Source organism: Parapedobacter defluvii (assembly GCF_014642075.1).
In the GTDB taxonomy this organism is placed as follows: domain Bacteria; phylum Bacteroidota; class Bacteroidia; order Sphingobacteriales; family Sphingobacteriaceae; genus Parapedobacter; species Parapedobacter defluvii.
On the sequence record NZ_BMIK01000022.1, the window covers coordinates 1 to 24636 of the forward strand.

Here is a 24636-nt window from a genome sequence, read left to right on the forward strand (position 1 = left end):
CCGAGAGCACTCTGGCTTACCTAATCGCCTATCTTGCGATAGAACAAAGAACAAACGTTCGAAACGTAACCGCACACCAGATTGTAAAAGATCGTTAGAGATTACTCTGTCGCCTCCTGTTTTAACCTTAGTGGTTCTTGACATCACCGAACTCTCCGGAATATCCAGATCAACCGGCTAGTCAATAGCCATCACTTAAGCTTGGTATTTCCTCAATATTCCTATCATCTCATATGCGTATTGTATGCTACGGCTGAACCGATCCAATTTGACAAATAGGATATACTTCTCTTCCTTGCCACGCTCCTTTTTAAATTAGCTTCTTCCATTCTGGCCGGTTGAAGTTCTTTGCGGAAAAATCCTCTCGGTAAATCCCTTTAACAAGAATATTGTTGGATTCACAATATTTAAGTAACCGGTCCTCCTGTTCTGGCAGAGAAAAACCTTTCCTCTTTTGTTCGTCAGTGCTTACCCGCACATATAAATAAGCTGATTTCATAAAACGGGAAATATTTAACTTCAGTTACCTAACAAATAAGGAATGGGAATGGGTTTAAGATAATATACCGGCAAAATATCATTATGACTGAAGATATTTTTTCCGGCAATGTATAGCGGTGCTCATACCCAATATTGGAAGGAAGGCTTAAAGAAATATTTGCTGATCGACTAATGAATCGAGAAACGATCTTACTTTATCAACAAGCGCTTCGTACAGCTTAGGGTCAGCAACTGTTTCGGAAACCGCCTGCTCGCCCTTGTCTAGTCCTTCAAACTCGATTTTACCCTTTTTTAGGAACCAACTTACTTCATATAGCTTGGTATAATCAGCACTTCTTGACAATTTATAATAGGGTGTTAGTTTTGTTTTCCTTAGTTTTCCTTTATTTACCCAGAGAAGAAACCTGTCATCTTTATCTTTCGTATATCCGATAATTAAGTCACCAATGAAGTCCATCTTTTCATTGAAACAGGATTCATGCTCAATTTGATTAAACATGGTTTTAGTTAGCCGTTTGTTACCTACGACAACCTCTCTAACAGTAACATTCAATTGCGTCAATTTATAATCTACCATTTATCGGATGTTTAGGACAATAAAGATATATATCTTATGTGGAATATTTCTTCTTTTGGCTTACCGCCTTTATCCCGACATTTATAGAAATTTTCGAGTATGCCGAAAAAAATTACATCCGCGGAGTTGGCGAGCCTAAATCCAACAGATTTTACTTTGGAGGAAGTTTTAGATATTATAGGACAACTCATTGACCTTGCATCAGATGAAGGGAACCGTGCTTTCCTTGATAAAGCCTTTTTATTATCGGAATCAATAGATGTTGATCGATTGAACAATCCTCAGCAAATGCACTATCATTATTTTTTGGCCAATGCTTGGGCTGCAAAACGACACTTCAATAGATTTGAAACCGAGGCAAGTTGGGACTACGATCAGGAAGAACTTACCAAAGAACTCTACCACCTAAGAAAATGTATATCTATACCCGGATTCAAGAACACCATGAAGGAATTTCAATGTCAGGTTTACACCAATTTGGGCAACCATTTTTCCCATGTCGGCAGATTTGTAGAAGCACAAGAGTATTGGAATATAGCGTTGAAAGTGATCCCGGATTTCCCAATGGCATTGGGAAATCTGGGGCATGGACTACATGGCTATGCCGGATGCTTATACGACGACTCACATCGAAATATCTTCATGTACCATTCGCACAAGTCGCTCAAAAGCGCATTAATATGGAAAGACCATATCTATCCAGCAGCATACAATTCGTTCCTACGACCTTATCAACTTATTCGCATCCATTGGCCAACGGAATACCTGGACAAAGAACACTCCTTTGACTATGATTTGGGTACGGATAAAAGACTTGCCAATTACCGAAAATGGTGTATAGATAAAACCTTATATATTAATCCCCTTAATGACCTCGCGCCTTACAACATCGCCTGCCAAGATATTCTGCATTTGCCGAGTATGACGGTTGCACCAGACGACCCACCAAAATACCATTCTTTATTCAACCAAATTAAGCAGGAATACGGCACAGCAAGATTTCTTTTTTATGAGGGAACCCAGTTACCAGCACAGAGTTATGGCGATGAGGACATCCTACTCGTCGATACGCTGGAATATGCGGAGTATTCCCATAACCTTGAAAAAGTAAAGATTGCATATCGTTTGGTTTATTCGCTTTTTGATAAAATCGCCTATTTATTGAATTTCTATTTAGGCATTGGTATAGAAAGAAATAGAACCAGTTTTCGGGGTTTGTGGCACGAGCCCCAAAAAGGAAAGCCGCTTCGTACCGTTTTCCATAAAAACAAGAATCTTGCATTAAGGGGACTCTATTGGCTAAGTAAGGATCTTTTCGACAAAGAAGACGCCCATCAGGCAGTAATAGAACCCGAAGCAAGGGAGTTGGCTGAAATCCGTAATCATATAGAACATAAATCTTTCAAGGTCGTTGAAAATGGGGGGTCCGGGGCGGATGAATCAGACGACATGACGTATTCCATTGGGCGGGGAGAATTGGAACGAAAAACTTTAAAACAAATGAAGTTAATCCGGTCAGCGATTATATATACTTCATTGGCCATACATCATGAGGAACAAACCAAAGAGCCGAAGTTAACCATACCCTTTACTCTGCCAAATATGCGATTTGAAGATAAAATATAACTTATTACCTTCTTCAGCAATTATCCTGTATACCATCAAAAATTTCCGGCGCTCTTAAGCACACTGGTGCCGCCTCCTCAATAATAAAACTTGCAATTCCTGATATCAGGACTTTTGGATTTTGTAACCTTGCCCAGCTGCAAAAAATACGCTATTTTTAAAAAAAACATCATATATTGCGCCGAGTAATACCTGATCTTGTTCGCTGGAAAACTTCATATAAGCACAGGTTTTATCACAGGATATTTATGAACAAGGTAATTTTTATTGCAAGCTTGCATAGACCTTTCAATCAACAGCTGAAAACCACAAAGTGGGTTTGCAACTTTATTGCATCCAACAAAAATAATCTAAGCAGTTCTTATCTAAACCTGGGGTTTTATTATTACTTAATTAATCTGCTTTATAAGGAATACAGCTTAGCAATCCCGGAAGAGTTTAACGGGCTACCTAGTGACGCTGCTATTTTCAACATCTATCAATATCTCAAGTCGAAAAAGAAAGAACAGTTTATTGCAGAGATTCCGAACATTATAAAGTCGAGGAAAACACCTTTGGAAAAGCAGATTTACTCTACTTATAAAGCAGCGTCCTATTATATCAACCTTGCAAAGGATAAGTTCGGATTAATTAATGATAAGAATCAGCTTAGTTCTGATGGCTATTATCTGATAGGACTCCGGTCAAATTTTTACAGACTGTCCAGCCCGGAAAAAAAATTCTTTTTCAGAAAGATAATAGAAGCAGATTTTCACTTATTTATCACGCACTGCCTGTTCGCAAAACTGGAAAGGCGCTATGACTTGAAGCGGTCGATCGAAGACCAGATAGAATTCATTAATCAATTTTTATCCATTCGACATTTCAACTTCACTTCTGCTAGCCTAGAAAATTATAATATTGTCCGCGGTTACTGGGCAGAAGCCCTAGGCGTTTTAGATTCCGCCTGTAATATCAAAAAGAAATATTTGGATATTATCACCAAGAATGAGAATTTCAGTAAATTATATGATGAAGTAACATCCTTATTTTCAATATTTGAAAAAGAAAATTTCCAGATTAAGAAAAAATATCTAAAAAATAAAAAGAAATTTTTAGATGGCTATAAAAAATGCCTTAAAACTAGCATCAGTGACCTTGGATTCATTAATTTATATGACATCAAGGCGACTATGCGCATTTCAACGGCAAACTTTCAGTTATTTCTCGACGATTTTTATGAATTGGAAAAGAATAACCTGAATCTTTTTTTCGGCAATACAGTAAATTCGATTGATAGGCGGGAACGATTTTTTATCCGAGACCGACCGGTCATTAAAATTAAGATAAAATAAATATGGATACTTCAAATCTATGGGAACGCCTCCCGTTACCTAGCGACAGGTTGGCCACATTTAAAAAGGATATTGCTGAAGGCAAAGTACCTGAATTGCCTTTCTATATTATCGGTCAATTGAATTTAAAAAAGAGAGTGAAGGAACGTATTGAGCAAATCGATTCTGCCCGTATGATTACCAATCTGATCATTGCAGAATATGGTAATGGTAAAACTAACCTGCTTAAATATCTTGAACTTTTTTACAACAAAATTTACCCTGATCTCGGAGTTTCTGTTCAATATTCAAGGGCGGATGTGGAACGGACTGATCTGGTTCTTTTCCTTCTGAAAATCGTTCAAGACAAATATTTACCAGACTTGATTGATGGAGTTAAAGTAATCCGGGAAACGCCGGATGCTATCCCCGACTTGGTCAATAATTACCAAAGCAATTTCCGCGAGATCCAAGAATACACCTTGAAGTTATTCCTGCCGGAACATACCGACGAAGTAATTACTGAATTGCTTTACTTGGGAACGGGGAGGCTTTACAACAAAAGATACTTTGACAAATTTGGGTTGGAGCAATTAAAGGACTTCAACCGCCGTGAAATACTCGTGCTTTTCCTGAACCTTTTGTCTAGTCAATCAAAATATATAATTTTTGCTATCGATGAAATTGAAAAGATAAGAGAAAAATCAAAAATCAGATTTAACCATTTCCTCACCTCTTACCGTGAGTTGGTCGATTTGCTTAACCAGATCAAAGGGCATTACTTATTGGTAAGCTTTACTGACAGTATTGGTTCGTCCGAAATAAGCACGGCCAATGACGCCCTTTATACGCGAATAAAAAATGACATTGTCAATATTGAGCCCTTAAAATCGAAAAGTGACATTATCGAATTGATCGAATACTTAAACGGGTTATTCGAAACACAGAAGGTCGCCGGTGACATTTACAGCGGCTTTATCAAAAAAGGTGCAACGAACAATCGAGTCGCCATCCAGGAAATCTCCAAATTGCTATATGAACAAGATCTCGACGAGTCTTTTGAAACCCAGCTGGAAAACGCGAAGCTGACCGAACTTTTCAAACAGACGGAAACCAAACTTGAGAACGACGAGGCATTTAAAAACCTGCATCGTAAATTCTTTGACCCCTTTGAATATTATATTGATTCCCTAGGTTTAGATTCCGGAAATCTAAATAAACAGGACAGGATTTTTGTCGATCTTGCTACGGAAAAAGTTCATTATTTCATCTTCAATTCCTATCTGGAGGACTTTGAAAACGAACGCATACGAATCTCCAACTTGTTAGCTGAATATCCTGGCTTCAATACTGTGGTTTATGCACCGGAAAAACTGGAACTAACCCACAGCAAATTGAGTATAAGCTCTGACGATGACCTCGAAATTGTTGACGTTGATCCACGCCGCCTTTTTATCTTATTCGTTATTTATAGGGAAAATTATGATTACCAGCCAGCTATAAGTGATATAATTTCCAGCTATACTAAAAGGAAACTCTGATAATGTTCGACAACACGGGTAATATATTCCTTTCTAACTACGAAGTACAGTTAGATGATATCATCGGAGCGTTATGTGATATTTCGTTCGATATTGGCATACAGCTCGAAGAAGTCATCGAGTTGACCAATAAAGAAAAGGGCTTTTCTATTGTTGATCTTTTCAAAGAGGATTTTGTTAAAGCTATATCTAATATCAGAATTGAATCGTTAGTGGACCAAACCACAGAAGAGGGAACAATTCCAGGCTATACCAATCAGGAATTCTTTTCCTATATAGCAGATCATTATAATAAGACACTTTTTTATGATTCGGGCTTCCTTGTGGCACTTGAAGGCTCGGATATCTTACTGGTAGATAAAGAAGCTACTACGTTTTTAGGTTTGGGCGATAAATCGAAAGAACGACTTATCCCAGCTCTGAAAAATACAAAAATTCTGAAAAAACTGATCACAAACCTAAAGAGCGATAAGATCCAGCGCAGCCTTCAGAAAATTGACGCATTCGAAAACGATATATTTTATCGGAATACGATTAAAGCGATAAAACAGGAAGGTCAGCCATTGCTGCCATTTATTAAGCTGGCTTTCTTGAATGAAGCAATAACCGATATTAGTAAAGTAGACACCGGTAATTATTGGATCAATACTACAGCCTACCTGACCCGTCATGGTATTGATCTTACCGGCGATGAAGAGTATTATGTTATGACGGACAAGGATAATGGCAGAACACTCGGTTTAGTCATCAAGGATAATCTACTGCCGTATGCTAATGTCGATTTAGCAAATTACGTGAAGGCGGATCAATTATATAATTATTATTGGCTACTGCTTAAATATACGTACAGCGCAAAGCCCGCCCCAGTAGCGGCAGGTGCCGACGAGGAGCTTGATGAGTTTAAAGCGTTAGTAGTCGACCCGCAATTAAATCAATTGCTGTCAAACCTTAAAAACAACTTTTACATTAAGGACAAAACCAAAATCAACGAGAAATTTTTAAAGTTCTTTAATGATGTGGTTATTCTCGAAAAACTTGACTTTCTTGAAAGCTACTCGTTTTTAATGTCTTCCAACCATGAACAGGAGACAGCTTTAGGTGTATATAATAGTGAAAAGATCGGTACAAGTTATAACTTACTGCACTGGCTTAATCATAAAGGGGACAAAAAGGTTAATCACTTCCGCAGTCCGGTTCCCGTTGAGAAAAACAAAACCATCATTCATACCCTAAAACCCGCGATCTGTTACTATTTCCTTGAGAAGTATTTCGAAGATCTTTTTGAACATCTGTTAAACGCTAATCATTATGCATATCTGGTTAACCGGAGATTACTGGATAAAAACGAGCTATTCTGCGAAATCGATTTTTTAGTACGAACCGAACAGAAGTTCTATTATTTTGAAACCAAAACGAAACTGTCCAAATTCTACATCGACGACTTTTTGAAGAAGGTGTCCAAAATGATTGATAAGTTCAAACCAATGACAGATAGAGGTATTGAGATTGAATTTGTCTTGGTTGGCGGCTATAGTGATCCCAACGTAAGTGATTATCAATATTTCATTACCAACAATGAAAATAAAGAAGGCGTGATTTATAACACAGCAAGGGCGACACTTAACACGAAACCCTATTATTTTAATGTTCCGGTTCCCGACAAAGAAGGAAAAGAAATCATTTGTATCGCCGAGCCAGAATACGATAACCTTCAAAATCTTGTAAGATCTATATGCCCGAAATAAAACTACCTATTACAAGATATTATGGTTCAAAACGTAAGTTAGTAGGACGTATTTGGAATGAAATTGAAAACCTTGGTTTAGAATTTGATTCCGTGCTCGATCTGTTCGGAGGTACGGCTATTTTTTCTTATTATTCTAAGGTTAAGGGCAAACAGGTTACCTATAACGATATATTTAGTTTTAATACGGCTATTGGTAAAAAATTGATTCAGCATAATTCTAACGAATTAACTTATGAAGAAGCCATCTCGCTTTTAGAACCTCAGCAGGGATATCCCTATCAAAAAATTATTCAGGAAAACTTTCAGAATATATATTTTACAGATACAGAAAACAGGCAGATAGATATTTTTATCCAAAATGCAAACCTGCTTGAAAACGAGAATAAAAAACTGAGTGCCTATTATATCCTATTCCAGTCCTGTATTATAAAAAGGCCATACAATTTATTTCACCGGAATAATTTGAGTATGCGGCTTAACTATAATGGAGGCAGCTTTGGCAACAAAAAAACCTGGGAAAGAACCTTTGAGGAACTTTTTTTACGCTTCCTCAACGAATTGGATGAATTTACGTTTGATAATGGGCGTAATAATTTAGCCGTCAACTTCAGCGCTGCAGATTGTTTAGAGACAGCCGATCTCGTTTATATTGATCCGCCATATTTCAGCTCCAGCCGCAATCATACGACCTATCACTCTAAATACCATTTCTTGGAAGGATTGGCTAACTATAATCGTATCCTTGAACACATCAATCATACAAAGAATAACAGGGAAATCACTATCAATAAAAGCGATCAATTTGAAAAACCTTCTACATTTTTAACAGAATTGGAGCAATTGATTCTGCGCCATAACGAATCAATTATTGTAATCTCTTATCGTAACAATGGGATCCCAAGTGTGCAATCTATAAGCGACCTGTTGGTGCGGTGTAGACCAGACCGACAGGTCTTTACTTTAGATTTAGGTCTGTATGGCTATGCTCTAAACAAAGGAAACCAATTTAATAATGAGTTTTTGATTATTGGGACCAACGACCCTATTTAACAAAACTATTGGTTGGTCTTAGTGTGATTTTGCGCCGCTCGGATGGGATGGACATCACGGTGATATGGAAGGAATATTGGTGGGTGGCGATGGAGGCTTCAATCGGTTATGAGGACGATTGGCTTCTGGAAGGAGGAAACCTGTCGAGCCTGCCGCTCGGAATTAAGGTACGTCGGTTGTGGTTGAATAAGTATTGAGTTTCAGTGAAACAAAAAACCTGCTTATAGGATTGAAGCAGGTTAGAATATCATTAGTATAATGATATCAAATCATTCAAGAGTTTTCTTTGCGTTTAATACGGCCTCGTAATCCTCCAAAAAGTTCGACATTTGTAAAGTTCCCTCTACCAAAGGAAGCCGGTCAAGAAATTGATCGGCTTTATTTTTAAACCGAAAACCATGTTTACCGTTTACGTATTGCATTCCGAAAAGTACGGCAAAATCTATATTGGATATACCTCCAACCTGCAAGAAAGGCTGAAATCCCACAACGAGCTCGGAAAAAAGGGCTGGACAGTCAAATTCAGGCCGTGGACACTTGTGTGCTCATCAATGCACGCCGCGCTGGTTGCGCTTAATAAGGAAAGAAATCCTTCCGATGGCCCCCGTGCAGCCTCGCAAACGGGACAGGTCGGGCAATCGGTGCTTTTATCATACGTATGCCCGGCGGCACAAACTTTCATCCGTTTCATCAGAACATAATTATTGATCTATAGCCTGTTTTAGCGGCATCAATGAATGCGTTACAGTTTGCCTTTAAAGGTCTGATGGAACCTGCATTTTCATTGCCTTTTGCGTCAGGCACTGACATCGCAGGTTTCATGGATTCAGTTGCGTTCACAGATTTCTCTGAGCTTTTCCAACGCTTTGGGATAGGTATTCCGAAAATATTCCACCATCTGATCGTTCACGTCGATATCAACGGTCACAGTAGTTGAACCGTTATGGCCTTCAAATGCATAATTTTCAAAACCTTGCCAATCTTCCGCCACAGGTCCTTCCGTAATTTCATTCTCACCGTCCAAAATGCCTACATATTCGATGGAAATATAGCGATTTGGGATATTCTCCCGGATATAACCCACCATTCCTTCCCGTTTTCCCTGCTTATCGGTGCCCACAAACAATACTTTAGCCCCCTTTTGCCAGGTTCCTTCCATATCTCCTCCTTCGTAGTCCGAGCTGGGGTTAAATACCGATGTCCACTGCTTGAATGTTTCTTTGCCGATCATTTTGTCGTACACCGTAGCCACGGGGGCATTGATCGATGTCGTAAATTGCATCCTTTCCATCGTAATCTGTCTTTAAGGTTTTTTACATATAAACTAACCTAACAAAGATAGGGACCAATTGTTGAACGATGCATTGGTACAATGCGCCAATATAAAGGGGTATTTGCGACAAAAACACGAGTCAAAACCATCCTGCAACTCACCTTCCAAATAACAAGGCCATCAAGTCGTCTTTCCGTTGGGACGATACTTCGATTTCCATCCCATCTGCCATTTCCAGCGTACCGCCATTCCCTTTACGATAGCGATTGATGTAGTAAAGATTGATCATCGAGGAACGGTTGACCCGCAGGAAGGTATCGGCTGCCAGTGCACCCTCAAACTCCTTTAATGTTTTCGACACCACGATTTTCTTTCCCTCGATGAGGTAAAACGTACAATAATTGCTCATAGCCTCAATGCGGATAATGTGGGATTTATCTACAAAGTACACCCCTTCTGCGGTGGAGAGCGACAATCTTTTGCTCGCAAATTCGCCCGAAGGTTTGGGCGCAGCTATTGTTTTTTGGGCCACACGGCTTTTCAACCGAACAATCGCCTGACTCAGTTCGTCGTCTGCGATCGGCTTGAGCAGGTAGTCTACAGCACTCAAGCGCAACGCATCTAAGGTGTACGAATCATACGCCGTCGTAAATATGACCTCAAAGGCAAAACCGGAGAGCCGCTCCAAAAACTGGAAGCCATTCATACCCGGCATTTCTACGTCAAGAAAAAGTACATCCGGCTTGTGATTATTGATCTCAATAAGTGCAACTTCGGGATCGTAGAAAGTGGCCACAAGGGAGATATCCGCTTCAAAATATTGCAACTTGTGAGCCAGCAACTTGCACCCCCGGGGTTCGTCATCCAAAATAACTGCTTTGAGCATATCGATCAAGGTTTAGTGAATATCTAGTATACTGAATGGCGTCAATACCAGCGGAACACACAATACCGCTTTCGTTCCGCTCAATCCGTCTCCCGCCAGGTTCGTCAATTCCAGCTTTCCAGTCGTACAACCTGCATTCCGATTGATCAATTTAAGGCGTTCTTCAATCGTAGCCAGCCCCATTGATGCTTTCTTATAGGGATGATTCGGTTTTGACCGTGATTTTCCCAATCCCATTCCGTTGTCGACAATGGTAAAGCAGATACTACTTCCATCCTGCTGGACGGTAACCTGTATCTTGCCCCGCCAGTTTATCTGCTGCCGTATCCCGTGATGGATGGCATTTTCGATCAGCGGCTGTACCAGCATCGGAGGGATAAAAAGATTCTTCATATCAGGGTTTCCTATAACCGAAAAATCATAATCGAACTCATTATTGAACCGCAATGCTTCCAATTCCACGTATAAATTCAGCGCTTCCCACTCTCTCGCAACACTCACGTAACTGTAGGCCGAATTTTCGAGCACCAACCTGTTCAGCTTGGCAAACTTCTGCACCAAACGACTCGCTGCTTCTGCATCTTTCTCCAAAATATAGGATTCAATGGAGCTAAGCACATTGAATATAAAATGCGGATTCATCTGTGCGCGGATAGCCTTTAATTCGCTTTCGGATAAGCGTTTTTGGTAATCTGATTCCAATTTTTCCTTCCGCTCCGCTTCGATGCGTTCCATCTGCGCGGTTACTTCGGCGGTTTTCAACGCCAGTTGCTGCTTCAAATCCTCATTGAAGGCAATCTGCATGGCGTTGAGCTTCTTTGATTGATCAAGCCGATACCGGAAGACACTGTATGCAATCAAAAAAAACAGGATGATAACGACTCCGTAAAACCAGGGAGTCTGCCAATACGGTCCTTTGATATGGATCGGAATTTCACTTAGGTGCGTATTCCAATTGCCCATGTAGTCACCCGTACGCACCAGAAAACGGTAATCGCCTCTGCTGATATCGGTATAGGAGACCGAAAAATCTGCTTTCGCCAGACGCCAGTCTTTATCCACCCCTTCCAGCATAAACGCAAATTGCATTTCATGCGGGTCAATGGCACCGGGGGCAGAGAGGGTGAGGGTAAAAAAGTTCTGTTCATGATCGAGTTCGATCGGCCCTCGCCGCAGCAGGTGGGAAAAATCCTGATCATGCACAAAAAAGGAGTTAACTACCGCTTTTGGAAGCGTTCTTTTTGCCACTACATCGGCGGCACGCCCCATCACAAAACCCCTATCGGTAGCCATCACAACGGTGGAGTTTGAATTGGCAGCGCAGGTTTGCAAGGCGATGTGCCGGGGAGGAACAATGCCCTGCCCGGGTTGCAACTGCTTGAATTTTTTAGAATCGGTATCAAACACCATCAGCCCATCTTCCGTAGCAATCCAAAGGTTACCCAGCGCATCTTCCGACGCGTCATGTGGGTTTTGCCAAGGTGTCGGATTGGTATTCGGAAAGTTCTGAAACGTGTAGCCGTTTCCTGATTTTTTGACGTTGGAAATCCCCAAGTATTCGGTTACCACCCATACAGACCCGTCCATTGCCGGTACGATAGCCCGTACGGTATTCGATGGAATGGAGTTAGACATTTCAGTCCGGAACCGATCAACGGTGACCAACTTCTTATCCGAAATATGCAATAAACCGAAGCCATCCGTACCTACCCATATATCCCCATTCATGTCTTTGGTCATGCAAATCAGTTTGTTGTCGGGCAGTCCATTCCCCGCATTGGTTAACGTCAGGGTTTGGTCGGTACAGTTGTATTTATAAAGCCCCGAATTCCAGGCAGCAATCCATAAATAGGGCGACCCGTCAATCGTATCCGAGACAACATTTCCGCAATCGGCCTGGCGAAAACCATAGGTGTCTCCCCGGATGGGCAAGGGATACGGGGGTTTGCCGCCATCCTGTATCCAAACCCCTTTATCGTATGTAGACAAGTATAGTTTCCCTCCGATTTCGGTAAAATTACTTGTCCACAAACCATTCAAGTCGTAACGCTTGACTGTTCTTTTCTCCCTCTTGTCGTATAGCTGTATATGGGATGCCGTACGGTACCACCACCGGTCGCCCCCTGCCATGCGCAGTTGCTTGATTGGCTCCGATAAGGACAGGGAATAAAAAGACGAAAAACGGTTCTGATAATCCGAATACCGGATCAGGCCTTTATTACGTGTACCGATCCAGATCGTACCTCCTGCGTCCACGTGTATTGTCGCAATGATATCACTCGTGGGGTCTTCTGGGGTTAGTGTCTCCCAATCCAACAAGCTACAGGCCCCGGTAGTCCGGTCATAGCGGTATATCCCTTTTGACTGATGCCCCGCCAGCACTGTATTTCCCCGGATGGCCACGGCATGGATCGCGTTGTCATAGACCCGATCGTTAGGGCCAATGCCCAGCAAATCCGTACGCAGTTCACCGGTTTTCAAATTCAGGCTGCAAAGGTTATAATCGTAATAGGAAAACCACAGGATGCCATCGTGTTCTGCAAAACTGCCGCAGCCATTTTCATCGACCCAGGGTTTTGCTTCCGGTTTTAAATTATATGCTTTTGTGACTCCCGTTTTCGGGTTGACGCAAAAAATACCGTGATGCCGGGTACCTACCCAGATAGTACCGTCTTCCGCCCGGAAAAGATCATAGATAGATAGCGGCCCAAGGGAGTCGGGCACCAAGGTAACCTTTGAAATCTGCTTTGTGGATGCATCCATCTTCAGCACACCGGTATCCTGCCCACCAAACCAGATATTGCCGTCCGCATCGGATACGACATCGTTAAGCATCCGTATCGAAAGGGTATCTCGGCCGTCCCAATAGTAGGTATAATTGGTAAATGCCCGGGGGCTGGGCAGCGATTTGTCATAATAGCTCAACCCACCCGTATAACTGGTAATCCACATCCCGCCATGTTCGTCCTCGTAAATGCCCGAGAGGTTATTACTGGAAATAGAGGCTGGATTTTGGTGGTCGTGCGTAAAATTCTTGCTATTGACCAGGTCGAACAGGTAAAGCCCCTTATTGGTTGCCAGCCATACAAACCCTTCACGGTCGGTGATGATTCGCCGGATGGCATTACCCGGTACCTGTCCTTCTTTCGTAAACCACTCAAAATTGTAAAGACGTTCCTGCGCGCTGCTCACGTGTATGAGCATCACCATCATCAACCAACCGGGTACTATCTTTGCTATCAACGCTTATCGACCTACGTAAATATCCAATTTTTTCCACTCAAATAAAAAGAAAATAACAATCCGTTAACTGACCAGTGCGCAGATGACTCCTTTGAATGAGCGAAACGAACCTGTTATTGAGGGAATGGATAAAATGGCCTTCCCTTATCGCAGGGCAGTGTCCGCTCATTCAACCCTACCCTTTACGCATTGTTAAAAAACCAACAGGCCACCGCGCTCGTAGTTTCAATAAAAATTACTCCCCATTGATGATTAAAACTGCCATGAAACCGATTTCACGTGCGATCCGCTTACTTTAGATGGCCACCTGGATAAGTACTCCTGCCTTACACGCTCAACTTCCCGTACAGGATTCGCTGCAACAGCTGCTCAATGCCCATCCGCAGCATGACGATCGCCGTGCCGAATTGCTTAACAGTTTGGCTTTTTTTACATACCTAAATCAAGCAACTTTGGCTGTATGGCGCACTGTTGATTGTGTTACTTATTTCGCTGGGCGGATACCTACTTAGCTAGTCGCGTATCCAACGGCATACAAAGAAAAATCGATTGGCCTGGCAGGGATCGAAAACAGTTACCCGCGCACAGCTAATCCTGCCCCTGATCCCTGCAACAGAACCGTCTGTCGTACAATAGGGACGGAATACGGATACGGCCGGATTTCATTGCCTGCGAATCGACTGGGCCAAGCCCCGGTTGCCCTCCGCTGTTCCCGAGGCTACGCCGACCGCATATTCATACAGCGTGTCGTTCTTGACATTTTTATCAACAAATACGCTGTTCACGGCTGTTGTACCGATCTTTGAAAACTCCGCCTGCCCGGCCGCCTTTCGGTAAATAACATACTGCTTTCCGGCGACCGTTAGCGGAACAGGCCACGCAACCTCAATCCCGGCAGTCAGGTTGCGCAGGTACAGCTGAGTGGGTGCCGCCAATTCCTCTGTCTGGTCTGCGGCAAGTGCAGTATTGGGCGAAAGGATACTTTGGTTGCCCCAGGCATCCACTGATGCAACAGCGTATTCAAGGGCCACCGTTTTATCGACCGTACTATCGGTAAAAAACGGGAGTTTAAGCAGTTCCGGCGAGATCACCTGGTAATTTTCATCTCCTTCTTTACGCCTATACACGACAAATCCCGCCACGTTGTCGTCCCGAAGCATCACGTTATCCCATTGGAGAGAAGTCCCATCCACCGTATGGCGGGCCTGGATGCCCCCTGGCGCGGTCAATACAACCGGTTGCCGAAGGGTTACGGAAGCCACTTCGGAAGTATCGCTAACCACCTGATGCAGGTTGATGGACTGCAACGCATAGTGTAACTGTCCGGCCTGTTGCACCGAAAATGTCGTATCGACAAACACGGTATCCTGTACAGGCGAGGAGATGACTTCCATATTCGTCGCCGAGGTGCCCCTCAGCACATAGTAACCAAATAAATCAAGCTCATCTCCCGGCTGCCAATTGATTTTTATTCCTTCTGGCGTGACCGACGCATTTACGACCCTCGGTGCCGTTGGTGGCAGGCTATCCACGCCTTTCTTATAACCGCTCACTTCGGAAAAAGCCAGCGGGGCACTTCCCGGCAGATTCAGGATCAGCGGCCTCACCTTGTAGAAGTACGACGTGGCATTGATCACCCGTGTATCCAAATAACGGGTTTCCGTAGCCGGAATGGTATCCAGTTCCACATAATCGGATCCTACCTGACGGGATTTCAGAATCTGGACGCCCCCATAAACCGCCTGCCGGGGAAGCGGATCCCAGGTGAGCAATATGCCGCCCAGCGTGTCGGCCGTTTTCAGGTTGCTGATGCGGGCAATCTTCGCCGGCTCCACAGCAATCGTATAAAGCGTATCGGAAGCCGGGCCCTCGTTGCCGGCGAAATCCGAAACACGCATAAAATAGCGGTAGCGTTGCCCGGGTGTAACCGTTTCGCTGAAATAAACCCGTGTGCTGTCGGAAACCCCATCGGTTGCAACCAGCAACCTCGACACCTGCTGGAATTCCGTATCGCCGACACTCCGGTAAACCGTTGCAAACGACGGCATCTCCCCTTCAAAATGTTGCGCTAATGAAAACCAACTAACGGAAACTGTACTGTCCGTTGTTAAAAAGGTGTTTCCCCGGTACCGCTCACTCAATGTGGGCAGTCCGGCCTTTACAACGGCCTCCATCTGCTTTGCTTCTTTTCCGTCCTGCTGCCAGGTTATCCGATAGGACGACGAAACCCCGGGGTCCCGATCGCGGTCAACAAAAATCAGTCCCAGCGCCTCCTGGATTTCCGTACTGATCAGCAACAGGCCCAACGTGTCGGGGCCGGTGCTTACCAGCCGGTCATATGCTTCCTTTATGGTACGTACGGACAGCTTGTTCAATATTTCTGTGGTAAATGCGCCGGTCCGTTTCTCCAATTCAGCCGCGGATGCCGGAAAGGTAACCACGCCAATCCGTTTGTAATTCTGCATTTGCCCATCGGCCCGCTCGACAACAAACGATTCATTTTCCCTTAGAAATCCGGTCGGACGGGAGTCGTCCAACAATGCGCCCACCAGTACCAGGGTATGGTCCGGTCCCGGAAGCACCAGTGGAAACGATTCGTCTTGCGCGATTGCGCAAAGCGGCAGAAAAAAGATTGCTAAAATCAGTTGCTTCATATTCTCTAATTTGAACAAATATTACCGTCGTTACTTCGGCCCAATCCGACGCCGAGGTCAATGCCATTGTGGGTACTGATCTTAAAGGAGGCATGTGCACCGATACATATCCGTGCTCCGCACGGGAAAATGAGTTTCTTCCCGATTGAATTGCAATCCGCATCGCAGCCAATCCTCGCCTCAAAAGCGCCTGCGGCTTTACCGGCCAGAAACCAACCTTCGTAATCACTGTAACCACCGGTAAACATGTAGCAGGCATCAAATCCTGCTCCGATGCATGCGAAAGCCAAGCAACCCTCGGCACCCGCGCTCAGTGACCCCGCCAGCCTGAACCGGTAATCATTGGCGGCAAAATTCAGCAACAGCAATACATCCGAAGTCGAATGAAACCATGCCTTTCCGCTCACCACTTTCAGGTCGAATCCTACCGCCTTTTCCTTGGGCACCCCGATGGAACTCTGCGTGTGCAGATACACACCCGAAAACGTATAATCTCCACCGCTGGCATAGAGGTCTTCGTCGAGATACCGGAAATATCCCGCGATGTCGTCGTTCCGGTATTTCGGATCCCAGATATTGACACCCAATGCATATTCGCCATAATTGTGGATGAACCCAAGCAGGTTAACATCGGTATTCACACCCAGGAACACATAACGGTCGTCCGGATCCCACTTGATGCGGAGTAGCCCCTGGAGCCGGGCGGAAGCCACTCCTTTGATCGGCTCGATATCGGAATCGACATGGATGGCAAAGAACTTACCCGGCATGTTCAACGTTACGGATGCATCCACCAATTTGAAGGCCGTGCCTACCACCACCCCTACCTGGCCCGTAATAATCGGTCCCGATTCCACGGTGAGGCTGATCGGGTTCAGCTCCACCAATGCCCGCATGCCGGTGATGGTTGCTCCGCCGTTGATGTTGATCATGAACTTCTTGTTGGCCGTATTGTAGCTGAAGCCTCCACCCACCCGGGTGATTTCCACAATCCCGATCGGAATGGAAATACCGGATTTGAAGCTTGCCCCGATGTCTACGCCCCCACTCACCTTATAATAGTGGAAGTTTACCTCCGCATTGATGGGTGTACCCGGTATCCCGAGCTTCCCGCCTCCTTCAAATCCATTTTCCTTCAGTCCCACCGTTACGCCCACCTTCATAACCGCTACCGACAGCTCACCGCCGATGGTGCCCACCGAGAAGTTTGTTCCCCCATTGGGGTTGGCCGTAAACCGGATGTCGGAAGCGTTGAACTTAAGCCCCGGGAATTCAACCTTGAACTCACCTTGTACGCTTATGGCAGGCGCTTGGCCAGAAAGCGTACTGACCGTAAGGGTCTTGATCTTAAATTTGGCAAACGCCAGATCGGCATCGTAATTCACCGGCGATTCCAGCAGGAACCGTCCGTCTGTCTGCACCTGGAACGAGGGAATCTTGATGGTCTTCGTGATCAGCTTGTCGAATTTCATGTTGGCGCTGCCGGACAGGTAATAGACCTGGAGATTGCCAACCCGTCCGAAGCCCAAGGGGCTGCCGCCCGAAGTCAGTTGGACGATATTCAGCACATTGACACCTTCATTGGGGAAGCTGAATTGGCCGCCGTACAGCGCGTCTTTGCCGAAGCTCAGGTTCGAAAATTCAACCGTGGATGCTCCGGATTTGGGAAGTGTAAATTTCAGCTTTCCCCCTAATTTGAATCCATTTTCGTTGAACAGCAAGGAAGTAAGCGACGCACTCCAGTCAGCTATTTTCAAGGTAGGAAGATCGGTGGTCTTCACTTTCACCGATTGGATACGCAATTCTTTGCTGATACTGAATTTCTCGATGGCCACAGACATGCCTGAAATCGGACCCATCGAAGGCGTTGAGATAGAACCGACGAGGTCCAACCCGGTCTGTCCGATAGTGGATTCCGATAGGCTCAGCGTAAGCGAAAAACCATAGAGGTCCATGGACACATCCCCGGCTTGGTCGGCCACCAGGCGCAAATTGGAAGCAGTACTTCCACCCCGATCTCCGGCGCTGCTGAAGATCACCACCTGATCTGCCCCTGCATCCACTGCACTGACATACAGCGCTTTCTGCTGAGGGAAGGCAAAACCGCGGCTCCCCTGTATCTGGCCTACATCCAATCGCAGCTTACCCTGAATCACCCCGTTGCCCTGGGCATTGCCTTCGACCTTGATCTGCGGATCACCCTGAAGTACAACAGGCAGATAACCAAATATTTTCAGCGGCAGATTCGTAACATCGGTTTGCACCTCGTTGCCTTGTGGCGTAGGATTCCCCTGTGCGTCGAAGGTGACGTTGACATTGGCAAAAGGCAGCGAAACCGATGCCCCATTTCCGAACCACGCCGTCGAGGGTTTGAGATTCACGAAACGCCCGCTCCATTTTTCGCCGTTCCCGTCGGGAATCCGTTTGTCTAATTCGATGTCGAAGCCCAACAGCTTGGAAATGTTCTTTCCGCCTCCATCTTCCAAATTAAAATTCAGTTCCAGTTCGGCTCCCGGCTGGATGTTCCGGTTTTCCTTTTTGGAGAGGTAACCGTTTTTAGCCGCCCGGACCACCTGTTCACCCGCTGGAAGGAAAAACTCGTAACTTCCATCGGCTTCGGAAAGGACCTGGAGGTATTCCCGGCCCTCTACCGTTACCTTTGCATTTTCCAACGCGTCTCCACCCCCGGTTATTTTTCCATATAGCCGTACACCTTTTTCCAATTCAAGGGTCACCTCGGTAATTTTTCCAGTTTCGTTGACCTGGATCGAACGTTGCAAGGTAATCAGTCCTTTTCCCGCGGGAGGAGTGACTGTTACGGTCGCTTGCCCACCAAAACCTTCATATAGCCATTTGCCTTCCGCATCGGTCACCTGTGTCGAATCAAACAGCTGCACCACGGCCCCCGGAACCGGCGTACCGCTTCCCTGTTCCACGACGGTAAAGCGTACCTTACCTACCCGAGGCAACATCGGGCCGATGTCGCCCAGGTCGGTTGTCTTCGTGGCGAATGAATACTGATTGGCGTTAAATGTAGCCAGAATCTGGGGAGCAAAGGCCGTGTTCAGCATCTGTTGCTGGCTTAACACAGGAGCTTCGGGTTCCATGGGAGCCGGGCCGCCACGCAGTGCACCCGGTAGCTGCGTAGCAACAGCCCCGCCGCCGTTCATCGGACTGCCGACCGCAAATCCGAACATGGCCGGGGAAAATACCTCACCGGCAGCAACCGCCTGCTGTACCGTGGGTGAAGACTGCATGCTTTCAACCCATGCCCCCGGACTGGCCATATTCATCATCACATCGGCACCCGGCGCTACCGTGGTTTTTTTCGTCAGCTTCCTGGCCGCTTCCTTCAATAGGTTTTTCGTTTTGCCATCGACCACTTCGCCACCCAGCTTGACAGGAAACTCCAGGGTAAGGTAACCCTCTTTCTCGACAACCAACGTATGATCGCCCTCGTAGAAGCTCGTCTGGAAGATGCCCGTCTCCCCCGTGTCAAAATAGGTGGTGCTGCCTTTAAAGTGAACACGTGCCGATGGAATGCCATTTTTCTCTCCGTCAACAATCCGACCCACCAAATTAAATACTTCGGGCTGGATGCGGAACGCTACGTTGGGATTTTCTCCTTTCAGCGCCTTCACCTGCCTTTCTTTGCCGTCGGCAACTTCCATGTTGCGGTAGTTGTACGGAACATCAACCAGTTTTACCGTATAGTTTGCCGAATCTGCCAGAAGTGGAAGGTTGCCGATGTAGAACTGACCAGCACTATCCGTTTTAACGGCATATGGTCCATATTTGGAACGGATCTGTGCATCTGTCAGGTCGCCATCTGCTCCCGCTAATGCGTACGAGAGAGTTGCAGCACCGACGGACTGCCCGACGGATGCGGATACTTCCTCGACGGCTACTGCATGGGATATCCCGTCGCTGCTCAATGCGGCACCGATCGCCATCGGATTGGCGTTCGATCCGGTAGCATACGACACCGTGCCTGCATTGCCGCTCAATCCGCTCCCAACGAAATTAAAGTTTGCCTGACGGACATCTTGTCCTACCTGTATCAGTTGGCTGCTAGCCGCCGCACCGGCATGCTCATGCACGACAGCCTCCGTATTGAACGAAACCATGACCACAGCACCTCCCACGGGAATCATCGATTCGCCCGCTTCAAGAATCACCTCTCCCTGCACACCGGGTTTCGCCAAACTGCTATTAAATTGCGGCTTGGCTACTAAAATACGGGAAGCACTTGTTTCCGGATCGGTCAGCCGGATGGTCGACGTCCGCTTTTGATAGCTCGGTGCCAGCGGCTCCAGTTCTACGTAGAGGCTTCCCTCGTAGAACAGTTTTCCCACCGAAAATTCGATTGCCTTTCTGATATTCCCGCCTGCCTCCACACGTTCGTCGGCCACGGGAATGTATTTCCGCCCGTTCACCACAACGGGATTTTTCGCTTCACCCGTTAAGTTGCCCTCCAGTTGCAGATAGGGATGCTGATCCACTTCGCTGGCGAGGCGGAATACCCTGAACCGCATACCGGGGTCTGCAACATCTGCTGTCGGCTGTTCCAGTTCCATTTTCGGAGTCAGCCGATAGGTCCGCGCAAGTACAAGGATTTCGCCGAGGTTGATGGTTTCGAGCGAATCCAACTGGTTGGATGGCAATGTGTATTCATAAGGCTCAAAGCCCGGACTCTTTATGGACACTACCAATCGATCGTAACGTTTTTGCCCTTCGTAACGCGGATTCAGTAGTTGCAGCGAAAAATTGCCTTCCGCATCCGTGCGGGCTGTGGCCAATATGGTCGAGGCGGGATCATTTCCCGTCCGGGTATTCACAGGCTGCAAGTCTTGGAGGGTCCTATTGCCCGCCATTACTCCTGCCGTTGCCGAAATCGCTGTCGGTGCAGCGACCGACCTATTAACACCTTGCGGGATGTTAACACCTTGCGGGGCAACTACGGGAGCCACGGTCACACCGTTTTTCAGGGTCTGTTCCAAGGTGGTTTGGGTGCGGAGTCCCGCCCACGTGATATCCTGGCTGCGCGTTACGGATGTTAACGATGCGGTCGTCGACACCATGCTAAACGTGGGCACCGTTGTTTCATCTTGTACACCCGCCAACGTTACCGTCACGTTAGCCAACGGATGCCGCTGGCTTCCCGTATCCACCTGCACGGATTCATAAGAAATGGCCAGCGAAGACGACCCGGGAGCGCTGATGACGTCACTCGCTTCCGGAGGAGGGTTGAGAGTACCGTATGCATTTAACGTAGGGTCAGATTGGGCCATACCCGAAGCATTGATTTGCTGCGTCGGGTTACCACCCGTATACAATTGAACCAATGCGCTATTTCCGATCTGCGTTCCCTGCTGGACCGTGTTCTGCCCGACTGTGGACTGGACGGCCATCGCCGATGATGACAGGACTGCGGCACTCGCCTGAAATTCCCTAACATTTTGCGATACAACCCCTGACATCACGGCTTGACCTCCATACGATGAGGGTCCCTTTGAAAACCGTTCTTCCGACGCCTTGAATGCCCAGGAAAGTTTACCCCTAATGCGATTGGTGGCATATTCCACGTCCGAAGGTTCTTCCCGCTTAGGTGGGTTGGTTTCATCCGCTGAAGCCACCCCTTTTGAATCCCGCCCATAGGTGAATACGGTCACTTCACTCATTCCCTGATTACGGAAACTGATCGTACCATAGGGGTCGATGGCCTGCACCATCAGCGCATACTGCCTACCCGGTGTAAGTTGCGGATACTGTGGCCCGTAGAGCAGCATATTGGTATTCACGGTTTCCTCAAAAAAAGGCGGCGTGGTAGCCGATTGCATCGCATCGTTGGGGTTCCGGGGAGCAATGATCTCCACCATTTTGACCTTGTATTGGGTTAGGGGTGATGACCCCGGTGGGGTACTCCACGTGATGGGGAACGCCTGGGGGCCATCGGCTCGCAGTTCCTGTTCGTTAAACGGTTGGATAATGGTAGGTGGCTCCACGCTGCTGATCACCAACTGCGTACATCCCATCGGTTCTTCGGGGCTCAGCGGTTCGTGGGTATCGTAATCCAATGCGCGGACACATAGCTGATACGTGCCTTCCAACAAGCCCCTTCCCCGGGTGAAGTCGGCCTGGCTGATACCCGTGTATTGAATCTGGTTGTGATCAAATAAAAAAGCGATATCACTGCCGTTAAGCGTAACAACCTGTCCGGATGCCAGCTCAATAGGCTGCGGACTGCGATAGCCGGGGTTTACCCAAGCACCTATACCGTTGTCGCCGCTGATGGCCGCCGTCAGTTGCACACGGCGCACCGAGGTAGACGTATTGGTCAGCGTGAGCAACATCAGATCCGGTCGCGATGCATATTCGGTAATGCGGCTTTGATAGGGAGGTAATATCCGGATCGTCACATTAACCTGCCCCATGGCCGCGTGTGCAGCCACGAGTGCTACTAAAAAAAAGATGAAACGATACGTTAAGGATAATGTCTTCATAGCCCGAAATTGATTTGATATGCCAACTCCCCGCGTGTTTCGGTGAATGCAGGGTTTACACCCGTCACCACACTGCCAGGATTGTTGTTGGTTAAAAAGAATGATGCACGGATGGACTGCCAACCATTGATGCGGTAGTTCAGGTTCAGCGATCCATTGACGATCATACTCTTACCTGCTATCGTCTTTCCTTGCATCAGACTGGTGTTGATTCCCGCCTGCAATTGCGGTTTAGCCAGGCTGTAATTGCCGCCCAGCGAGACACCGTCATAGCTGGTTTCCGTACCGGCTCCTTCCATCGCGGTATGACTTACACTGGCAAAAACACTCAGCAGCTTCGCCGGGAAGCTAATGTTGTAGTTTAACAGGTATTGGCTGGTATGGATATCCCGATTTGCCGCTTCCTGTTCAAAATAACTGTTGTAATCTTTCATGCCGCTGAGGTTTACCGACAGCATCACCATGTGCACCATGCGCTCGCCCACCACGGTGTAGCGTGGCATTACATTGAACGTTTGGGTTGTCTGCACAATTTTCAGTGAATCGGCAAATCGCAGCGTATTGGGGCGCTGATTGTTGGAAAAGTTGCTGTAGTTGATATCGACACCCAGTTGATCCGTAAATTCAGCACCGATCGTACCGGCTCCGATGATGCGCTTGCTGGTTGCCTGTTTCTGCAGGTTCACGTTATCCTGCTGTATCCCCAGACTGGCATTGACACGAAACTTGCCATTAGGCAGCGTAAAATTCGGGTTGATGGTCAAATTCTCCACATCGTTGGCGAAGAAATAGGCACCCATGGTCTTGAAATCGGGTTCAATGCGGCGGTAGTTTACCTTGATGCCATAATTTTTCTCCCGGTAGCCAATACCCGCGTTGAAGGCCAAAAACCATTCCGTGGAACCGTTCACATCGAGCAATCCCTTCAGGCGCTTCAACATCGGGTCGGCAATCGAATCAAACGTAATGGGTGAATTGAGATCGCGGGTGTAGATACTCGCTGCACCTTCGCTCTCAATGGACAGTTTTTTGAATAACAGAAACTTCATGCTGTACCCAAGCACCGTGTTGGCCGCCGCCAGCACCCGTGTATTGTCATGCAGCGGAATACCCGGTCCGGAGGTACTATCGTCTTTGGCATGAAGAAAATTCAGATCGAAATGATTGGTAGCCGTACCGTAACCGAGTTTGGCGGCCATGCCTTTGCGGCTGAATGAAAACGGAACCAGCGACTGGGTCGTGGTATCGATGACCGTGGCGCGGTTAAGCCGTCCATACATGAAGCCTACACGTAGCTTGCCTGGATTGATTTCGAAACCGCCACCCAGCATGGTATGGCCAGCTAAAGTATAAGGCGAAAACGTGACGTTGCGGTAGCCCGCGTGCAGGGTGATCCACCTATAGGTAGGGCTCATCCCAAACTGGTTGAACGGCTGCCGGAACGAGCGTTCATCCTTGCTCACCATGAAACTGAAGGGGATGCTCCAACCATAAAGGCTTACCGTAGGGCTGCCGCTCAGTAGGTAGGTAAAAGGCTCACGGCGGTTGGCGATGCCGTTGGCATTGTAATAGATGCCCCGAAGTTCCAATGCGCCGGAGAACCCAAGTGGCCGCTGGGCTTCTAAATTAGAAAGATCTTGCCCATGCAAGGGTAAGGCCACCGTGACACCACTTATTAACAGGTATACAAACAAAAAGCTTTTCATAGTCAGGGGCCTTGAC

The 24636-nt window shown here is 46.5% G+C and carries 15 protein-coding genes; 7 read left to right on the top strand and 8 right to left on the bottom strand.

The window, feature by feature from the left end; genetic code table 11:
* Positions 1 to 310 precede the first annotated feature (310 nt).
* Both IEX60_RS24895 and IEX60_RS20995 read right to left on the bottom strand, forming a co-directional pair.
* Entirely contained in the window at positions 311 to 499 is a 189-nt protein-coding gene (locus tag IEX60_RS24895; protein ID WP_229717691.1) for a recombinase family protein, read from the bottom strand.
* A gap of 147 nt (positions 500 to 646) precedes the next feature.
* Complete coding sequence (locus IEX60_RS20995; protein ID WP_188753363.1) at positions 647 to 1078, bottom strand: hypothetical protein; 432 nt, start codon at positions 1076 to 1078, stop codon at positions 647 to 649.
* A 99-nt stretch (positions 1079 to 1177) separates the two neighbouring features.
* On the opposite strand from IEX60_RS20995, the gene IEX60_RS21000 reads away from it, so the two are divergent.
* The 7 genes from IEX60_RS21000 to IEX60_RS21030 all read left to right on the top strand — a co-directional run bounded on the left by IEX60_RS21000 (position 1178) and on the right by IEX60_RS21030 (position 9056).
* Complete coding sequence (locus tag IEX60_RS21000) at positions 1178 to 2704, top strand: LA2681 family HEPN domain-containing protein (protein WP_188753364.1); 1527 nt, start codon at positions 1178 to 1180, stop codon at positions 2702 to 2704.
* Positions 2705 to 2952: 248 nt separating this feature from the next.
* Complete coding sequence (locus IEX60_RS21005; protein WP_188753365.1) at positions 2953 to 4038, top strand: hypothetical protein; 1086 nt, start codon at positions 2953 to 2955, stop codon at positions 4036 to 4038.
* Between the two features lie 2 nt (positions 4039 to 4040).
* Complete coding sequence (locus IEX60_RS21010) at positions 4041 to 5558, top strand: hypothetical protein (RefSeq protein WP_188753366.1); 1518 nt, start codon at positions 4041 to 4043, stop codon at positions 5556 to 5558.
* Between the two features lie 2 nt (positions 5559 to 5560).
* Complete coding sequence (locus IEX60_RS21015; RefSeq protein ID WP_188753367.1) at positions 5561 to 7303, top strand: hypothetical protein; 1743 nt, start codon at positions 5561 to 5563, stop codon at positions 7301 to 7303.
* Positions 7291 to 8355: a DNA adenine methylase gene (locus tag IEX60_RS21020; RefSeq protein ID WP_188753368.1), complete on the top strand. Its 1065-nt coding sequence runs from the start codon at positions 7291 to 7293 to the stop codon at positions 8353 to 8355. The genes IEX60_RS21015 and IEX60_RS21020 overlap by 13 nt, the downstream gene beginning before the upstream one ends.
* A gap of 8 nt (positions 8356 to 8363) precedes the next feature.
* Positions 8364 to 8552 carry a hypothetical protein gene (locus tag IEX60_RS21025; RefSeq protein ID WP_188753369.1) on the top strand — a complete coding sequence of 63 codons (189 nt, stop codon included), beginning with the start codon at positions 8364 to 8366 and terminating at the stop codon, positions 8550 to 8552.
* A gap of 201 nt (positions 8553 to 8753) precedes the next feature.
* The gene (locus IEX60_RS21030) at positions 8754 to 9056 is read left to right on the top strand and encodes a GIY-YIG nuclease family protein (protein ID WP_188753370.1); all 303 of its coding nucleotides are present in this window, start codon (positions 8754 to 8756) and stop codon (positions 9054 to 9056) included.
* A 125-nt stretch (positions 9057 to 9181) separates the two neighbouring features.
* Here the strand turns inward: IEX60_RS21030 and IEX60_RS21035 are convergent, their stop codons facing one another.
* The 6 genes from IEX60_RS21035 to IEX60_RS21060 all read right to left on the bottom strand — a co-directional run bounded on the left by IEX60_RS21035 (position 9182) and on the right by IEX60_RS21060 (position 24620).
* A complete protein-coding gene (locus IEX60_RS21035) occupies positions 9182 to 9646 on the bottom strand; it encodes an SRPBCC family protein (protein ID WP_188753371.1) in 465 nt (154 codons plus the stop codon).
* A 139-nt stretch (positions 9647 to 9785) separates the two neighbouring features.
* On the bottom strand, positions 9786 to 10514 hold the full coding sequence (locus IEX60_RS21040) for a LytR/AlgR family response regulator transcription factor (RefSeq protein ID WP_188753372.1): 729 nt from the start codon (positions 10512 to 10514) through the stop codon (positions 9786 to 9788).
* Positions 10515 to 10526: 12 nt separating this feature from the next.
* On the bottom strand, positions 10527 to 13757 hold the full coding sequence (locus IEX60_RS21045; RefSeq protein WP_188753373.1) for a sensor histidine kinase: 3231 nt from the start codon (positions 13755 to 13757) through the stop codon (positions 10527 to 10529).
* A gap of 662 nt (positions 13758 to 14419) precedes the next feature.
* Entirely contained in the window at positions 14420 to 16411 is a 1992-nt protein-coding gene (locus tag IEX60_RS21050; RefSeq protein ID WP_188753374.1) for a fibronectin type III domain-containing protein, read from the bottom strand.
* A 5-nt stretch (positions 16412 to 16416) separates the two neighbouring features.
* Positions 16417 to 22914 (bottom strand): MSCRAMM family protein, encoded by a 6498-nt coding sequence (locus IEX60_RS21055; protein ID WP_188753375.1) that lies wholly within the window; start codon positions 22912 to 22914, stop codon positions 16417 to 16419.
* The gene (locus IEX60_RS21060; RefSeq protein WP_188753376.1) at positions 22911 to 24620 is read right to left on the bottom strand and encodes a hypothetical protein; all 1710 of its coding nucleotides are present in this window, start codon (positions 24618 to 24620) and stop codon (positions 22911 to 22913) included. Before IEX60_RS21060 ends, IEX60_RS21055 begins: the two co-directional genes overlap by 4 nt.
* Between the last annotated feature and the right edge of the window lie 16 nt (positions 24621 to 24636).

What these genes read in the sequence shown, in the direction of transcription:
- IEX60_RS24895 (WP_229717691.1), bottom strand. Translation starts at nt 499, where the DNA reads ATGAAATCAGCTTATTTATATGTGCGGGTAAGCACTGACGAACAAAAG.
- IEX60_RS20995 (WP_188753363.1), bottom strand. Translation starts at nt 1,078, where the DNA reads ATGGTAGATTATAAATTGACGCAATTGAATGTTACTGTTAGAGAGGTT.
- IEX60_RS21000 (WP_188753364.1), top strand. Translation starts at nt 1,178, where the DNA reads ATGCCGAAAAAAATTACATCCGCGGAGTTGGCGAGCCTAAATCCAACA.
- IEX60_RS21005 (WP_188753365.1), top strand. Translation starts at nt 2,953, where the DNA reads ATGAACAAGGTAATTTTTATTGCAAGCTTGCATAGACCTTTCAATCAA.
- IEX60_RS21010 (WP_188753366.1), top strand. Translation starts at nt 4,041, where the DNA reads ATGGATACTTCAAATCTATGGGAACGCCTCCCGTTACCTAGCGACAGG.
- IEX60_RS21015 (WP_188753367.1), top strand. Translation starts at nt 5,561, where the DNA reads ATGTTCGACAACACGGGTAATATATTCCTTTCTAACTACGAAGTACAG.
- IEX60_RS21020 (WP_188753368.1), top strand. Translation starts at nt 7,291, where the DNA reads ATGCCCGAAATAAAACTACCTATTACAAGATATTATGGTTCAAAACGT.
- IEX60_RS21030 (WP_188753370.1), top strand. Translation starts at nt 8,754, where the DNA reads ATGTTTACCGTTTACGTATTGCATTCCGAAAAGTACGGCAAAATCTAT.
- IEX60_RS21035 (WP_188753371.1), bottom strand. Translation starts at nt 9,646, where the DNA reads ATGGAAAGGATGCAATTTACGACATCGATCAATGCCCCCGTGGCTACG.
- IEX60_RS21040 (WP_188753372.1), bottom strand. Translation starts at nt 10,514, where the DNA reads ATGCTCAAAGCAGTTATTTTGGATGACGAACCCCGGGGGTGCAAGTTG.
- IEX60_RS21050 (WP_188753374.1), bottom strand. Translation starts at nt 16,411, where the DNA reads ATGAAGCAACTGATTTTAGCAATCTTTTTTCTGCCGCTTTGCGCAATC.
- IEX60_RS21055 (WP_188753375.1), bottom strand. Translation starts at nt 22,914, where the DNA reads ATGAAGACATTATCCTTAACGTATCGTTTCATCTTTTTTTTAGTAGCA.
- IEX60_RS21060 (WP_188753376.1), bottom strand. Translation starts at nt 24,620, where the DNA reads ATGAAAAGCTTTTTGTTTGTATACCTGTTAATAAGTGGTGTCACGGTG.